The sequence below is a fragment of the Seonamhaeicola aphaedonensis genome (genome assembly GCF_003386195.1).
Taxonomy (GTDB): domain Bacteria; phylum Bacteroidota; class Bacteroidia; order Flavobacteriales; family Flavobacteriaceae; genus Seonamhaeicola; species Seonamhaeicola aphaedonensis.
Map to the genome: position 1 here is coordinate 50,083 of NZ_QRDX01000007.1, position 16,384 is coordinate 66,466.

General features: G+C 31.7%; 18 protein-coding genes and 1 riboswitch. Of the genes, 10 read left to right on the plus strand and 8 right to left on the minus strand.

The window, feature by feature from the left end:
- Positions 1-141 precede the first annotated feature (141 nt).
- The 4 genes from DFQ02_RS11880 (at position 142) to DFQ02_RS11895 (ending at position 4,058) form a co-directional block, all read left to right on the plus strand.
- Positions 142-1,560, plus strand: a complete 1,419-nt coding sequence (locus DFQ02_RS11880; RefSeq protein ID WP_116524661.1) for a trypsin-like peptidase domain-containing protein — start codon at positions 142-144, stop codon at positions 1,558-1,560.
- Between the two features lie 405 nt (positions 1,561-1,965).
- Complete coding sequence (locus DFQ02_RS11885; RefSeq protein WP_116524662.1) at positions 1,966-2,580, plus strand: tRNA (guanine-N1)-methyltransferase; 615 nt, start codon at positions 1,966-1,968, stop codon at positions 2,578-2,580.
- A 121-nt stretch (positions 2,581-2,701) separates the two neighbouring features.
- Entirely contained in the window at positions 2,702-3,382 is a 681-nt protein-coding gene (gene trmD, locus DFQ02_RS11890) for a tRNA (guanosine(37)-N1)-methyltransferase TrmD (RefSeq protein ID WP_116524663.1), read from the plus strand.
- Positions 3,375-4,058 carry an SIR2 family NAD-dependent protein deacylase gene (locus DFQ02_RS11895; RefSeq protein WP_116524664.1) on the plus strand — a complete coding sequence of 228 codons (684 nt, stop codon included), beginning with the start codon at positions 3,375-3,377 and terminating at the stop codon, positions 4,056-4,058. The genes trmD and DFQ02_RS11895 overlap by 8 nt, the downstream gene beginning before the upstream one ends.
- Before the next feature lie 101 nt (positions 4,059-4,159).
- On the opposite strand, the gene DFQ02_RS11900 is transcribed toward DFQ02_RS11895, so the two are convergent.
- The 3 genes from DFQ02_RS11900 to DFQ02_RS11910 form a co-directional block, all read right to left on the minus strand.
- Entirely contained in the window at positions 4,160-4,783 is a 624-nt protein-coding gene (locus tag DFQ02_RS11900) for an alpha-ketoglutarate-dependent dioxygenase AlkB family protein (protein WP_220340278.1), read from the minus strand.
- 9 nt (positions 4,784-4,792) lie between these two features.
- Positions 4,793-6,025, minus strand: a complete 1,233-nt coding sequence (locus DFQ02_RS11905; protein ID WP_116524666.1) for a glycosyltransferase family 4 protein — start codon at positions 6,023-6,025, stop codon at positions 4,793-4,795.
- A gap of 78 nt (positions 6,026-6,103) precedes the next feature.
- The gene (locus tag DFQ02_RS11910) at positions 6,104-6,577 is read right to left on the minus strand and encodes a heme-binding domain-containing protein (RefSeq protein ID WP_116524667.1); all 474 of its coding nucleotides are present in this window, start codon (positions 6,575-6,577) and stop codon (positions 6,104-6,106) included.
- Between the two features lie 38 nt (positions 6,578-6,615).
- Here DFQ02_RS11910 and DFQ02_RS11915 point away from each other — a divergent pair, with 38 nt between their 5' ends.
- The 3 genes from DFQ02_RS11915 (at position 6,616) to DFQ02_RS15060 (ending at position 8,799) form a co-directional block, all read left to right on the plus strand.
- Complete coding sequence (locus tag DFQ02_RS11915; RefSeq protein WP_116524668.1) at positions 6,616-7,182, plus strand: adenylosuccinate lyase; 567 nt, start codon at positions 6,616-6,618, stop codon at positions 7,180-7,182.
- Between the two features lie 79 nt (positions 7,183-7,261).
- Complete coding sequence (gene purB / locus DFQ02_RS11920; protein WP_116524669.1) at positions 7,262-8,605, plus strand: adenylosuccinate lyase; 1,344 nt, start codon at positions 7,262-7,264, stop codon at positions 8,603-8,605.
- Between the two features lie 5 nt (positions 8,606-8,610).
- Positions 8,611-8,799, plus strand: coding sequence for a hypothetical protein (locus DFQ02_RS15060; protein WP_147297771.1), 189 nt, complete (start codon positions 8,611-8,613; stop codon positions 8,797-8,799).
- Positions 8,800-8,855: 56 nt separating this feature from the next.
- On the opposite strand, the gene DFQ02_RS11925 is transcribed toward DFQ02_RS15060, so the two are convergent.
- From DFQ02_RS11925 to DFQ02_RS11940, 4 genes are read right to left on the minus strand one after another with little or no spacing between them, the layout of a single operon-like run.
- Positions 8,856-9,398, minus strand: a complete 543-nt coding sequence (locus DFQ02_RS11925) for a DUF4252 domain-containing protein (protein ID WP_116524670.1) — start codon at positions 9,396-9,398, stop codon at positions 8,856-8,858.
- Positions 9,399-9,415: 17 nt separating this feature from the next.
- Positions 9,416-10,006, minus strand: a complete 591-nt coding sequence (locus tag DFQ02_RS11930; RefSeq protein ID WP_245940261.1) for a DUF4252 domain-containing protein — start codon at positions 10,004-10,006, stop codon at positions 9,416-9,418.
- 19 nt (positions 10,007-10,025) lie between these two features.
- A complete protein-coding gene (locus DFQ02_RS11935) occupies positions 10,026-10,508 on the minus strand; it encodes a hypothetical protein (RefSeq protein WP_116524671.1) in 483 nt (160 codons plus the stop codon).
- On the minus strand, positions 10,495-11,004 hold the full coding sequence (locus DFQ02_RS11940; RefSeq protein ID WP_116524672.1) for an RNA polymerase sigma factor: 510 nt from the start codon (positions 11,002-11,004) through the stop codon (positions 10,495-10,497). Before DFQ02_RS11940 ends, DFQ02_RS11935 begins: the two co-directional genes overlap by 14 nt.
- 147 nt (positions 11,005-11,151) lie before the next feature.
- Between DFQ02_RS11940 and DFQ02_RS11945 the strand changes: the two genes are divergently transcribed.
- Positions 11,152-12,588 (plus strand): S41 family peptidase, encoded by a 1,437-nt coding sequence (locus DFQ02_RS11945; protein ID WP_116524673.1) that lies wholly within the window; start codon positions 11,152-11,154, stop codon positions 12,586-12,588.
- An 11-nt stretch (positions 12,589-12,599) separates the two neighbouring features.
- A complete protein-coding gene (locus DFQ02_RS11950; RefSeq protein WP_116524674.1) occupies positions 12,600-13,322 on the plus strand; it encodes a Dph6-related ATP pyrophosphatase in 723 nt (240 codons plus the stop codon).
- Positions 13,323-13,446: 124 nt separating this feature from the next.
- On the opposite strand, the gene DFQ02_RS11955 is transcribed toward DFQ02_RS11950, so the two are convergent.
- Positions 13,447-15,318 carry a TonB-dependent receptor plug domain-containing protein gene (locus DFQ02_RS11955; protein ID WP_116524675.1) on the minus strand — a complete coding sequence of 624 codons (1,872 nt, stop codon included), beginning with the start codon at positions 15,316-15,318 and terminating at the stop codon, positions 13,447-13,449.
- A gap of 65 nt (positions 15,319-15,383) precedes the next feature.
- A riboswitch (cobalamin riboswitch) is annotated at positions 15,384-15,588 on the minus strand.
- 290 nt (positions 15,589-15,878) lie between these two features.
- Between DFQ02_RS11955 and DFQ02_RS11960 the strand changes: the two genes are divergently transcribed.
- Positions 15,879-16,373 (plus strand): DUF6580 family putative transport protein, encoded by a 495-nt coding sequence (locus DFQ02_RS11960; RefSeq protein ID WP_116524676.1) that lies wholly within the window; start codon positions 15,879-15,881, stop codon positions 16,371-16,373.
- Positions 16,374-16,384 lie beyond the last annotated feature (11 nt).

The following is a 16,384-nucleotide window of genomic DNA, read 5'->3' on the forward strand; positions in this document are numbered from 1 at the left end:
CAAATATATGAATATTAAACCGTTTTACAGACTGTTAAATAGTCGTTAAAGTTGGCGTTAAAAAACAGTTAAATGAAAAAAATGAGTCCAATAAATAAGTAATTTTAATCGTTAAACAAATTAAACTTAATACTGAAAATTATGAAGAAGATAGTATCGTTAGTACTGATTTCGGCCTTAGGTGGCGTTTTAACACTTGGAGCCTACAAATTGTTTTTAGAAAAGGAAAACACTGTAGTGGTTGAAAGTTCTCAAACCACACCCGCATTCTTTCCTACTAGTAATATAAATACATTATTTAATACCACAGAAGCCCCAGATTTTGTGAAAGCTGCTGAAAACACTGTAAATGCGGTTGTTCATGTTAAAAATGTTGCTGTTAGTAGCGGTCAAATGAGTCTTCAAGATTACTTTTTTGGTACCACTCCCAGCCCACAATACAGATTAGGAACTGGTTCTGGGGTAATTATTAATGCCGATGGTTACATTATTACCAATAACCACGTGATTAAAAATGCTCAAAAACTATCAGTAACCCTCAATAATAATAAAACCTATGAAGCTGAATTGATAGGAGCCGATGATAAAACTGACATTGCTCTTTTAAAAATCGAGGCTGATGATGACCTCCCGTTTGTAACATTTGGAGATTCTGATAATGCCAAAATTGGTGAATGGGTTTTAGCTGTTGGTAATCCTTTTAACTTAACTTCAACTGTTACTGCTGGTATTATTAGTGCCAAATCAAGAGATATTTCAGGTAAACCAGGGCAAACACAATCATTTATTCAAACTGATGCTGCTGTTAACCCAGGTAATTCTGGTGGTGCTCTGGTAAACACTAATGGTGAACTTATTGGTATTAATACAGCAATTACCTCACAAACAGGCTCTTATATTGGTTATTCATTTGCTGTTCCTAGCAATATTGCGAGAAAGGTAGTTGAAGATATCATGGAATATGGTAATGTTCAAAATGGCGTTCTTGGTATAAGAGGGGGCACATTTACAAGTGAATTTGCTGAAAAAGAGAACATCGACTATTCAGAAGGTGTCTTTGTTGACGAAGTAATCAAAAATTCTGGTGCGGAAAAAGCAGGAATTAAACCTAAAGACATCATCAAAAGACTTGACAATATTGAGATTTCAAAGTTTGAAGATTTAAGTGGTTATATTAAAACTAAAAGACCAAATGATGTTGTTCATGTTGAAGTTGAAAGAAACGGAACCCGAAAAACACTAAAGGTCAAGCTCTCCAGTACAGATGCATTTACTGTAAACTTCATAAAAATGGAATTACAGGACCTAACTGATAGCTTTAAAGAAGAATACGATATTGAATATGGTGTTATGGTAAAAGAAACCAATAATAAATGGCTCTATTCTAATTTGGGAATTACTGAAGGGTACATTATTACTGGAATTAATGATACCAAAATTGAAAGTATTGAGGATATAACTAAGTTAAAAGATGAGTATGGTGATGATATTTTAGACAATATTAAAAAGTTAGAATACATTAACAGAAGACTTGAAAGAAAAGAAGTTATTTTCAGATAAAATCATAACAATAAAATTAAATCTAATAACCTCTTTAGATATCTAAAGAGGTTATTTTTTGTAAAAAAACAACCTTTGTATAGGTTATCATTACAAAAGATCTTTCTAAAAAAAGCAAATCTTGAATAAAGAATTAATTCGCTTTAAATATCTCTATTTTAGTGTTAACAACATGAATTCAACAAATAGAGTTCAACTTAATATGCTAAAAATGAATACTGTTGTCAAACAATGAAGTTTGTTAAATATATTAGGAGAGTAAGACATTTACCTTATTGTAAAAAAACTGAATCCAAAAACCATTTCTAACCGTATATACTAAAGCTTTACTAAGTAAGGCTTTTTTGTGATATAAATTTTATAACTTCGTATAAAACGAAACAACCACCATAAATAAACCCCAATATGAAATCATTAAAAATATCGATTTTAATATTCTTATTATTCTTCTCTACAAAAATCACACTTGCTCAAGAAACAAATATAGAATCTATTAATGAGGGCTCTATAAATGATCAATTTGAATTTCTAATTAGAAAATCTGGAAACTTCAAAGGTACCAATGGTCAAGCATATGAAGCAGTTAAGCAGTCATGGTTATTCGCATTAAAAGCACATACTTTAGATTCACTTAAAACCATTAGAAAAGATTTAAATGATACTAAGGCTGTTGTTGATAATCAAGCTAAAGAGATTTTAGATCTAAAGTCAAAACTCACAAATACACAAAACGATTTAGATAAAACCAATACAGAAAAGGATAGTATGGCCTTATTTGGTTTACTAATGAGCAAAACTAATTACAATATGCTCATGTGGGCTATTATTGCTGCGTTGTTAGCATTATTAATCTTATATATCTACAAATTTAGAAATAGTAATGCTATCACAAAACAAGCTAAACGAAATCTTGCTGAAATTGAAGAGGAATTTGATGAACATAGAAGAGTTGCTTTAGAACGCGAGCAAAAAGTTAGACGTCAATTACAAGACGAAATAAACAAGCAAAAAGGTATTTGATTTACTTGTAAATAAACTTTTTATCAAAGCCGCTATTAGTAAGCGGCTTTTTTATGAATTAACTTCAACTTCAAATAAAATAAAATTCAATTAAATTATCTTTGTACAACAAAGACATATTATGCGTATAGATATCATTACTGTTTTACCAGAATTACTCAAAAGTCCCTTTGAAGCTTCTATTCTAAAACGTGCTATTGATGCCGGTTTGGTTGAATTACATATTCATAATTTAAGAGACTACTCATCTAATAATTACAAATCTGTAGATGATTACCAATTTGGTGGAGGTGCTGGGATGGTCATGATGATTGAGCCTATTGATAAATGTATATCAAAGCTTAAAACTGAACGCAACTATAACGAAGTTATTTATATGACACCTGATGGAGAAACGCTCAATCAAGGCATAGCGAATCAAATATCTCTTAAAGAAAATATTATTATTCTTTGTGGACATTATAAAGGTGTAGATCAAAGAGTTCGAGATTATTTTATAACTAGAGAAATTTCTATAGGCGATTATGTGCTATCTGGAGGAGAATTGGGAGCAGCTGTTCTTTGTGATGCTGTTATTAGATTAATTCCTGGTGTTTTAGGTAATGAAACCTCTGCATTAACAGATTCTTTTCAGGATAACTTGTTAGCACCTCCAATTTATACCAAACCTAGAGACTACAAAGGATGGAAAGTACCTGAGTTACTATTTAGTGGTAATCTTCCTGAAATTGAAAAATGGCGGGAAGAACAAGCCTTCCAGCGCACCAAAGAAAGACGTCCGGATTTATTAGGCGATGAGTAACAAAAAACATATAGTAGTCCTTACAGGAGCTGGTATGAGTTCCGAAAGTGGTTTAAAAACCTTTAGAGATGTCGATGGATTATGGGAAGGACATGATGTAACCCAAGTAGCGACACCACAAGGCTTTGAAGCAAACCCCAAATTAGTATTGGAATTTTATAACCAAAGAAGACGACAATTACTTGAGGTTGAACCAAACGCGGCACATTATGATTTGGTGAAATTGGAAGAAAAATATAACGTAAGTATAATAACCCAAAATATTGATGATTTACATGAACGTGCTGGAAGTACTCATGTGCTGCATTTACATGGAGAACTTTTAAAAGTGCGTAGCACCTATATCGAGGATGATATTCAAGAATGGAAATCAGATTTAGTTTTAGGTGATTTATGTAGCAAAGGCTATCAGCTTAGACCGCATATTGTTTGGTTTGGTGAAGATGTTCCCATGATGAGCAAAGCTATTGATATTTGTAATAGCGCTGAGATTTTGGTAATTATTGGTACTTCAATGCAAGTATATCCAGCCGCCGGATTAATACACTATGTACCAAAAGACACTCCAATATATTTTATAGACCCAAAACCAGCTTTTTTAAACAAAGAGAATTTAACTGTGATAGCTAAATCCGCTACTATTGGAGTTAAACAAATGATTGAAACATATTTTTAATCAATTCATTTTGATAGTTAAATATCTATCCCGATTTGCTTACTATATTAAAAAAAATGCAAATAATCTTTTTAGATTTTTAAAAAATAACATGGCAGTAATTAGTTTTTAATGACTCTAAAAGTTAGGTTTATTCTTGGATTTATAACTTTAGACGTTTTAGGTATTTTATGTTTCCAGAAATGTTGTGTTGTTCCTTTCATTAATAAAAAACTACCATGAGATAATGGTACATCAACTTTCTTTAACTCTTTCTTAAATATGTGTTTTAGTTGAAATGGTCTTGTTTCACCGAAAGAAACTGAACCAATTATCGGGTTTTCACCTAACTCCTTTTCATTATCCTGATGCCAATTATTACCATCATTTCCATCGCGATAATAATTTAATAAGCATGAGGTAAACTCCATTCCTGCAATGGTTTCTATTCGATTTTTAATTTGTAATAAATCGGAGGTCCACAAATGTGGATTCATGGTTATTCCAGAATAGGTATATGATTTACCTTCATAACCGTATAAAGCTGAAAGCCTAGGCACATTAAATGTTTTTCCATAAAATTTAATTTGGTCTTGTTGCCATTGAATAGAATCTTGCAAACTTTTGAAAAGTTTATTGGCTTCTTCTTCAGAAAAAAAACTATTATACAAAACAATATCAGCATCGGGTAAATCAAATGCTATTTTTTGAAAATCATTTTCAAAAAAACGTTGCTGATTATTCATTAACATACATTAATTATTCTTTGCCTCTATCCACTTACTCATAAACTTGGTACTCTGCATTGTGTGATGTTGAAGCATTTGTCCCGTAAAATTATTAAGTCTTCGGTCATGAAGTTCCTGTTGCAGCGATAATAATTGCTCCAAAAATGCTTTCTGAAAATGTGCCTTGTTAAACCTAGTATTGATAACCCTAAAACCATTACGTTGCTTTTCTATCCACTGCTTTTTAATAGAATACAATTCAACTGCTTTATATGCAAAAGTTTCTGGATTATTCTCAATAAAACCATTAGGAGATAATGCTCCAAATATACCTTCGGCCCCAACAGTTGTTGTTATACTTGGTGTACCGTTTTTCATAGCATCAAACAACTTACCTTTTAAACCCGCACCAAACTGTAAAGGCGCTAAACACACTCTTGCTTGTTGTAATATATTATCAGCACTTTCTGTAAAACCATTAATAATAAAACCCTCTTTAGAATTATGAAGCTGATTAACCTTTAGCGAAGCATAAGCCCCATAAACATGCATTTGAGCATCTGGAATTTCCTTTCTTATCAAGTGCCAAATATGCTGCTTTAAGTATAATACAGCATGATAATTGGGCTCATGTAGAAAATTACCAATAGTAACAAAATGTTTTCTTTCTTGGTAAGTTGGTAACTTATCAGTGACCTCGGAAGAAATATTATCAAGCATAAAAGGTAAATACACCAAAAGTGATTTATCTACTCCAAAATCGTTTAAAAGGAATTCCATTTCAATTTCAGAGATAATCAAACTCAAATCACATCTGTAAATACTTGCTATTTCACGCTTTGCAGTATCATTAAACAAATATGCTTTATTAAACGGCACATTATCCTTTAAGGCTTGATGCCTTCCTTTTCTTAAACAATGTAAATCCTCTGTATCCAAAATTCTTATGGCTTTCGGACATTTTTCTGCAACACGCCATCCATACTGTTCTTCAATCATAAATCTATCAAAGAGGACCACATTAGGTTGGAGTTCTTCAATAAAATCATCAAAACTAGAATCGTTTAATTTTATTGGCACCTTAGAAACCCCAATACTTTCAATATTAAAAGCATTTTCCAACTTAGAACACGAACTGGCAAAAGTAATCTGATACCCTTCAAATTGAAACATTTCTATGAGTTGCATCATCCTACTTCCTGCAGCTGAACTTTTGGGTTCGGGCCATACAAAACCAATAATTAAAAGTTTCTTTTTCATACTAAAAGATTACCCATTAATTTTAGGTTCCTAATTTAAATTTTAGGAATTTGAAGTTCGTTTATAAAATTGGACTTTTTATTCTGGCTTTGGTTTGAAATCATACATTAACCGTACTTTTTTTGCCCATTCTACTACAGAGCTTGTTTGGGCATCAGTTAATTTAGCCTCAGAATGTGTCCATGTATAAGAGTTCAATGGCATACTTTTCTCTTCAACCATTTCTATAAGTTCTTCAAACTTATGGTCTTTTCTTTTTACCGAATTCCCTTCCCATTTTGATATATTAAAATGTTTTTTACCATGATCTATATGGTTTTTTAACCAAAAATTAACTGGAGTTATATTATTATACCATGGATATCTAGTAACATTGCTGTGACAATCAAAGCAGGCCTCTTTCAATATTAATTTTACATCTTCAGGTGGCTTGGTTTCTGCTAAAAAAGGTTCTATAGATGCTAAGTCTCCAGTATTCTTCTCAGGTCTAAAAAATTGTGCAATAATAAAAGCTATTACAAGTAGTAATAGCAGCTTTTTTATAATCTTCATTTTTAATATTTTTAAGTTTATAAAAATAAGAAAACGATTTGACTACCGATGATCTTTATAAAGAATTAAACTACGTAAATCACTCTCGTGAAAAACGTACCTACTATGCTAATTTGTTAATTAAAAATCCTGATTTAGTACCAAAACTACTAGATATTCTTTTTAAAGTTAATGATAAATTATCCCCTAGGGCTGCTTGGGTTTTTGAGTTTATGTGTTCAGATAATATTGAAAATATTATTCCCTATATAAATCAATTTACCGAAAACATGCATAAAGTTCATATAGATTCTGCAGTGAGGCCTGTAGCTAAAATTTGTGAACTTATGGCTAAAGCATATACTTCGAAAAATGACAATAAAATAAAAACAGTACTAACCTCAATTCACAAAGAACGTATAATTGAAACCTGTTTTGATTATATGATTAATGACGAAAAAATAGCACCTAAAGCCTACGCGATGAATACCCTTTTTATACTTGGCAAAGAGTACGATTGGGTACACCCAGAATTGGTTCTCATCCTTGAGCGTGATTTCCAAATGCAAAGTTCTGGTTTTAAAGCTAGGGCAAGACATATTCTCAAAAAACTAAAACGAGATTAATTAAAAACTTCGGTTTTTAAGCTTCTGTCTTCTTTTTAAAAAACTTATCTTTGCATCTTCTAAAAAATCACTTAAAAATATGTCATTATCTGTTTTAAATGCCATCTCTCCTATTGACGGACGCTACAGAAGTAAAGCCAGTGAATTAGCATCTTTCTTTTCTGAAGAAGCTCTTATAAAATATAGAGTTTTAATTGAAATTGAATATTTTATTGCGCTTTGCGAATTGCCTTTACCTCAACTTTCAGATGTTGACCACAACATTTTTGATGATTTAAGAGCTATTTATAAAGAGTTTTCTGCAGAGGATGCACTGGCAATTAAAAAGATAGAAAGTGTAACCAACCACGATGTTAAAGCTGTTGAATATTTTATAAAAGAAAAGTTTGACACACTAGGATTATCTAAACACAAGGAATTTATTCACTTTGGGTTAACCTCACAAGATATTAACAATACAGCGATTCCTTTAAGTATCAAGGAAGCAATGAACGAGGTTTATGTTCCCGAATATTTTACCGTACTTCAAAAACTAAAGGAATTGGTTGAGGAGTGGAAAGATGTTCCTATGTTGGCAAGAACACATGGGCAACCAGCCTCTCCAAGCCGTTTGGGTAAAGAACTAGCGGTATTTGTTACCCGTTTAGAAGAGCAGTTTAATTTATTGAACGATATACCAAGTGCTGCTAAATTTGGTGGTGCTACAGGAAATTTTAACGCACATCATGTAGCATATCCTGATATTGATTGGAAAGCTTTTGGAAAGACTTTTGTTCAAGAAAAGTTAGGGCTTCACCACTCGTTTCCAACAACGCAAATTGAGCACTATGACCATATGGCTGCTTTATTTGATTGTTTAAAACGAATCAACACCATTCTAATTGATTTAGACCGTGATGTTTGGACTTATGTTTCTATGGATTACTTCAAACAAAAAATAAAAAAGGGGGAAGTTGGGAGTTCGGCAATGCCTCATAAAGTGAATCCAATTGATTTTGAAAATAGTGAAGGAAACTTAGGAATTGCCAACGCCATTTTTGAACATCTATCGGCTAAATTACCCATTTCAAGACTACAGCGTGATTTAACAGATAGTACGGTTTTACGTAATGTTGGCGTTCCGTTTGGACATACCATTATAGGATTTAAAGCCACTTTGAAAGGATTAAATAAATTACTTCTGAACGAAACCAAATTTGCTCAAGATTTAGAAAATAATTGGGCCGTTGTGGCTGAAGCCATTCAAACTATTTTACGACGAGAAGGCTACCCTAACCCCTATGAGGCTCTAAAAGGACTAACAAGAACCAATGAAGCTATAAACAAAAATTCCATTTCAAATTTTATTGATACTTTAGAGGTATCTAATACAATAAAAGACGAACTGAAACGTATTACACCTAGTAACTATACAGGAGTTTAATTTATATGCTAACAGACAAACAATCTTTAATACTTTGTGGGTTTATGGTCGTTGGTATTTTTGTTGCTGGAGTACTTGATATCCTAGACAACTTTATAATCTTGACGCTTCTCACCATTACATTTTTAGCAATTATAATAAATTTGGTTGTAGCAAAATCATTTTTTAATAAAGAAGAAGAATTAGAACAATAAAAAAGCTTGTCTGTGATTTAGACAAGCTTCTCCAAATTAATTATTCTTAAAAGTTTCTACTTAAAAAAACTCATAATATCTTGTAATTGGTTTTCATTAACGTTAGCATTTTGTAAACTGTGTATCAAAACTCCCATTTTTTCAGGGTTCATACCATCTCCCAATACTCTAACAATAGCAAATCCCATTTCTTTTGCACTTCCAAATACAATAATTTCTTCGGCCGCTTCATCGGTACCTACATACTTTACGGTCATCTTTCTTCCTCTATCGCTAACATCTATTAAATCATTGTACTTCTCATTACTTAAAATGGTTTTAACTTTAGCTAATTCAGAATTATAAGTTTCCAAATCGTTTTCTGAAGTTTTATAGCCCAAAAAATTTAGCCTTTTCACAGAATTGTAAGCCTCTTCTTGTTCTTTTGTGAAATTAGATTTATCTATTTCTACCATCGATATGGGAATATCTTGAGTTATGAAGTTTTTTGTTTCCTGATTATCTACATAATACCGTTGTAAACTAACACCATCACCACAGCTTACAAATAAAACTGTGGTTAAAATGGTGTATAATATATATTGAATTGTTCGTTGCATGATTGATGATATAAATTTTATTTGTTTTTATCTAGGTGTTCTCCTGCAGGAATGTTCATTTTTTCTGTAAGCTTCGAGATTTCATTCAAATCAATGTCACCAGTAAACGATACAACTACCGTTTCTATTTTTCGTTCTTTCCCATTTATCTGAATTTTGTCATCTATATGTTTATCAATACCATTTACAAAGATCAAAAGTTCCTCTACATGATCAGCATCTCTACCTTCTTTAACATAGAATTTCACTTCACTTCCATCATCTCTAACTTCCATTAATTCTTCTAAAGAACTAGATCGAGATTTTACCCATTTAGAGATATCCGAAGAAATATCTTTATTATCAGTTACTATAGTTTTAAAACTGGTGATACTTTTCACCATATCCATAAATGCCTTAGCTTCAGGATCAGAAGTATCAACACCTACTTTGGCTATCATTTGAAACATTTTAGGCTTAATGTTTACATACGTTACATTAGGATCATCACTATATTTATCAAAAATATTTTTCTGAGCCATTCCCGTAAATGGCACTAACATTATGGCCATTACAAATACTATTAATCTTGCTTTCATTTTTTCTGTATTTAATTTTATTGTATTCATTTTGTTTGTTTTTTGATTGTTACTTTTTGAAAATAATTTTTGTAGTATTCTCAATTTCGTTTAAATATCCCAATGTTGCTGTCCCTTTATCAACTTCATTTAAATATCCAACGGCTTGAGCACCTTTATTAAAATGATTTGAAATCATTGCTAGCTGCTTTGAAACTTCCTCTAAAGCCTCTTCTGGTTCACAGTACGTACCTAAATCATTACAATTGTTATCAATAATAGAGGTAGTAAAATAAAACCCTATCATAAGAACCGCTACTGCTGCAACCGATAACCATTTATAATTAAATCGCTTCTTAGGTTTTAATGGTAGGTCTTTAGTAAACTGTTCTTGTTGATTTCCCAAAAAATACTGAAACATGGGTTTATACATTTCTAAATGTGGCGCTACAATTTTCTGAGAAAAATAGTTTTTTAACTGTGCCTCTTCCTTTAGTGTAGTTTCACCGTTCTCGTACTTTTCAAGTAATTTTTCTATATTATCTAAAACCATAATTATGTGTTTTAATTAATTTTTCTCTTATTGTTTTTCTAGCCCTTGATAAGGTTACACGTACAGCTGTATTATTCATATTAAGCATTTTAGCAATCTCATCATAGTCATACGCTTCTATATCTCTAAGTTGAATTATCATACGCTGTTGTTCTGGCAATTCTTCTATTATTTTCCCCACCCAACTTACACTATCATTTAATTCAACCTGCTTCTGTAAAGGTGTATTCTTTTCTTCGTAATTACTATGAACAATCTTTAAGTTTTGTGCTTGTTTAGATTTTAACTTATCATAACAAAAATTCTTAGTCATAGTCATAGAAAAAGCCTCTACATTTTTGTACTCATGAATTTTGGATTTATTATTCCATAATTTTAACAGAACCTCTTGAGTTGCATCTTCAGCCTCTTCGGTAGATACTAGTAATCGTTTAGCTAAGCGATACACTTTATCTTTAAAAGGCATTACAATATTTAAAAACTCTGTTTGAGTCATTCTTGGTTTGGTTTAGTTAATAGCTTTTTTGGGCTATTTGATATTACGACGAACCACTTTCTAATTTGTTACAAAAATTTTTTATTGTGCAATAATGTAAGTAAATTTAGAGTTTGTTAGACTATCTATAGTACTAAAAATTGCCTTATGAAAAAATTCAAGTACCTTATCCTGTACCTTACAACCTTTTGCTTAACAGGTTGTTTTACTGATAATGATGATAATATTGTCCAAGCTAGTGAGATAAATGACTTCATATATAAGGGTATGAGTATTTTTTACCTATATAAAGATAATGTGGAGGTACTGTCAAATGATAGGTTTTCGAGCGATGCAGAATACGCCGATTACTTGAATGGGTTTTCTGATCCGTTTGATTTATTTGAAAGCCTCATATATGATAGGCAAAATGTAGATAGGTTTAGCTGGTTGGTTGATGACTATTTTGAACTTGAAAGGCAATTTCAAGGAATAACTGGCACCAATGGAATGGAATTCACACTGTTTCCAGAGCCTAACACTACAAATGGTGTTTTTGGAGTGGTTAGATTAGTTTTACCAAATTCTGATGCCGATTTACAGGGTATAAAACGTGGTGATATTTTTTATGCAATTAATGGAGAAGAATTATTCTTTGATGCTGCTTCAGGAAACAACAATTTTAATTTATTTGATTCCCAATCTTACACAATAAACCTAGGTACTTACGATGATAAAGGCACTCCGGATGATAGTGATGACACCGTAGAATCTCTCAATCAAAATGTCTTACTTACAAAATCTGATTACACTGAAAATCCTATTTATGAAACTGGAATTTTTGATGTTGGTGGTGAAAAGGTTGGTTATTTAATGTTTAACGGATTCACACCTGGTTATGATGACGAACTTAATGAGGTATTTGGTAGTTTTAAATCCAATAATGTACAGCATTTAGTTTTAGATTTAAGGTACAACCCTGGCGGACGCGTTTCTATAGAGACTTCTTTAGCCAGTATGATTACAGGACAGTTTACTGGTCAATTATTTACTAGACTTATACGCAACAGTATTCTTGAGAATACCGATTACAATTTTGAAAATAAAATTAGTGATGGTTCTACTATAAATAGTTTAGGTCTTAATAAAGTTTACGTATTAACAACTCAAAGATCTGCATCTGCCAGTGAAGGACTCATAAACGGTTTAAACCCATATATTGATGTTATTCAAATAGGTACAACTACCACAGGTAAAACACAAGCCTCTATCACGCTCTATGATTCCCCTGATTTTTCTCGAGAAGGAGTTAACCCCAATCATACGTATGCTATGCAACCACTTATAGCAGATGGTGTCAATAAAGATGGTATTAAAGTGCCAAATACAGGTTTAATACCAGATATTGAATTTAGAGAAAATGGATTAAACTATGGTGTTATTGGTGATGAAAACGAACCATTTTTAGCAGTAGCACTAGCTGAAATAGCCAATGGCATCACCAAATTTGATTTTACAAAATTTGAATCTCTACCAAGATTAAAACAACCTATTAAAGATAGTAACGATTTCATTACTCATAAAGGTGGTATGATAATGGACTAAATGAACTTTCTTTGAAAAAACACAAAACCTACTTTAACTGGAGTACAGGCAAAGACTCTGCTTTAGCTTTATATTACTTATTGCAAAATCAAGATTATGTAGTTAATGAACTAATTACAACCGTAAATGGTCATTATAATAGGGTTTCTATGCATGGACTTAGAAACGAACTTTTATATGCTCAAACCAAGTCTATAGGTATTACCGCAAGTTTAATTGAATTACCTGAAATGCCAGATATGGAAACTTATGAGCAAGAAATGAATGCAACTGCTTTTAGGTTAAAACACGATGGCTTTACACATGCCGCCTTTGGCGATATTTTTTTAGAAGAATTAAGACAATACAGAGAAAACCAATTAGCAAAACAAGGTTTTGAAGCTGTATTTCCCATTTGGAAACGTGACACCAAAGCATTATTAAATGAATTTTTGGACTTAGGTTTTAAAACCATAATTGTATGTGCCCGTTCACAATACTTTGATAAAGATTTTGTAGGTACCATAATCGACAAAAATTTTATTGACCACCTACCCGAAGGAGTAGATCCCTGTGGAGAAAATGGTGAATTTCACACCTTTTGTTTTGATGGGCCTATCTTCAAGAAGCCCATAGAATTTATTATTGGAGAAAAGATATACAGAGAGTACAACAACCCAAATGCCGATGATTCAGTTTGCAATAATGATACAAACAACTATGGTATTTGGTACTGTGATTTATTTCCTAAATAAAAGTCGCTAGAATTCAAAATTATAGCGACTTTATAATGTGTATAATTCTTTCCCTATAGCTATCGGGTTAGTTTCAGAATTTTATGAGAAACTAAAATAAATTCTGGTTGACAAAAGATATTTTTTACAAATTCAAATTCATACCCAAACTTACATTTCTACCTCTGGTAGTATATCCTAAAATTTCGAAAAAATCTTCATTAAATACATTGGTGACATTAGCAAACACCTTTACTTTATTCTTTAAAAATTTATGACTGAAATACAAATCTACCAAAGAAAAAGCACTTAAATCTTCATTTGTAAAGGTCGAAAAATTAGTATCTGTTCGCTCACCAACATATTGATAGTTTAAAGAAGCAAACGTATTTTCACAAATATCATAACCTACACTCGCATTTGCTTTATGTTTTGGTATTCTTAATCGCACACCATCTTTTAATTCTGTATATGTATAGTTAGTACCTAATGTTAAGTCTTCAACTAAATTTACCTGAGCTTCAATTTCAAAACCATGTACTGTGGCATCGGTTGTGGCATTTTCATAACCTGTGTTGTAGATAATAGTGTTTTCTTCACTTCTATTAAAATACAGTGCATTAACTCGTAAACCTTTTTTGGTATTGAATTCTAAACCACCTTCAACGGTAATATTTTCTTCTGGCTCTAAATCTGGATTAGCTCCAAAAAAGCCAAAAAGCTGTGATAAATTGGGTGCTATAAAAGACGTAGCGTAAGATCCCAAAATCTTGAAATAACCCTCATTTAAATTAAAAATATAGGATGGGTTTAAACTATAAACAAAATGAGAGCCGTATTCGCTATGATTATTTAATCTGCCACCAACATTAAGGTTTAAACCATAATCTGAAACATACACTACGTTTAAATACGGATCGGTATTTGTAAAACTCTCCTCAGCAGCAAAAAGGCTGATATAATCGCCATAATTTATACCAACAATAGTATAAAACTTATTATTAAAACTATATTTATTAAAAGCATCAACCACATAACTTTCTGCTTCGTTTGTTGAACTAAACGCCGAAATCGTTTCTCTATTAATTTCGGTAAAGGCGGCATTTATTTCAAAACTTCCACTCTTATAGGTTAGTTTTGAAGAAACTCCTGCTCTTTTTTGTTTCGATATAAACTCATCATTAGTATCTGCAAACGCAAAGCTTGGAGGTGGAAACCCATCAATATCAGTTTTAAATCTATCTAAGCTCGCATATGCTGATAATTCAAAAGCCTTAGAAAATTCATAACCCAATTTCAAATTCAAGTTATATCTAGAAAAAGGATCTTTTTCAGGTGTTTCAGATTTAGCAGCAGACAATCCATCAACATAATGATTACCAAAACTTGTGGTGTAAGTAAATTTGTTTAGAGTACCGTTAATAGAAACATTGTTTGTAAAACTTGCACCATTATAATTTAAATCATCCTGGGTTTGATTGGTACCCATAACCGACAAAAAATTTCCTGATATCTTTTCTTTTGAAACTTTTTTTGTGGTGATGTTAATAACAGCTGTGGCGGCAGCGTTACCATAAAGTGTACTAGCAGCTCCTTTGATAATCTCAATGGACTCAATAGTATTTAAATCCATTAACCTTAAATCGAATTCGTTATTTACTAATGAAGGATCATTTACTTGTATCCCATCAATCAATATCAACACTTGTCTATTGTTACCGCCTCTGACAAAACTAGAAATGTTTTGTCCCGCAGCACTTCGGCTTCCATTAACCTCAATACCACTTTTAGTATTTATGAGCTCAGAAATACTTCTACCTTGGTTATTTTCAATCTCTTGTCTTGAAATTTTAATAATAGTTTTACCAGAATTTTCACGTTTTAAGGCAAAACGAGAATCTGATATCACAACTTCATCAAGTTGTTCTACTTTGGTTGAATCTGCCAATTGTTCCTGTGCAAATCCAAACATTGATACACCAGCACACAGCATACCAATAACATTTGTTTTTTTCATTTAATAAAAATTAATCGAGAATCGCGTAGATTATCTAACACAAACTTTTATCCCGAAAGTTTAACTTATTTGTTGTGAAAATGGCAGGTCTCCTGACTTGCGTCTTCATGCTGGTCTTCCCAAAGATTTCTCTTCAGTGACAAGAAGTTTAACATGAAGCTTTGTAGCTTACAGTTGCGGGAACAGCTCTGGAATTGATAAAAATCGCACCAGATTCCCTTTTAATCCATTCAGTTAAAATTGAACAGAACCAAATTTCGATGTAAAAGTAATTTTAAAAAAACATTATAGCTAAATAAATTACTTTTTCTTAGTCATTTAAAAATTAAATACTCAAAACCCACCAAAATATTTAGAATTATTATTGCTGTTGCAATATAAGTTTTGGTATTAGACACATCCCTCTTGATTTATTGTTTTAATCAAAATTAAAACCTAATAATGGTTAATACTTACCAACATTACAGAAGTTGTTTTCAGCAATAAAATATCTAATTTGAATTTTATTTTATTGTTCGTTTAATAAGTATTATTTTTGATGCATAATTAAAACCACTGTTATGGATTCATTTCTCAATAAAAAACAATTAGTTCTTATTGCCTTTGTTTTGGTAGTGGCAATTTTTAGATTGTTTCCTCACTTACCTAATGTAACTCCCATAACGGCCATGGCGCTTTTTTCAGGGGCTTACTTTTCAAACAAAGCATTGGCATACATAGTGCCGCTTGCAGCAATGTTTTTATCAGACTTAATTTTGGGGTTTTCTGGTATAACATTATTTGTTTATGCAGCATTTATATTGGTAAGCTTTATTGGTTTTATCTCGAAAAAAACGAATTTAAAAACCATTTTAATAAGCAGTGTTAGTTTTTTTATTATAACAAACTTTGGTGTTTGGTTATTAGGATATCCTAAAACTTTTGATGGTTTAATTGAATGTTACACTTTGGCCATTCCATTTTTTAGAAACTCTTTAATTGGTGATTTCTTTTTTGCAGGAGTATTGTACTACGGATTTAATTTTGTGTCTAGAAAATACTTGCAAACCGTTTAACAACACCTAAT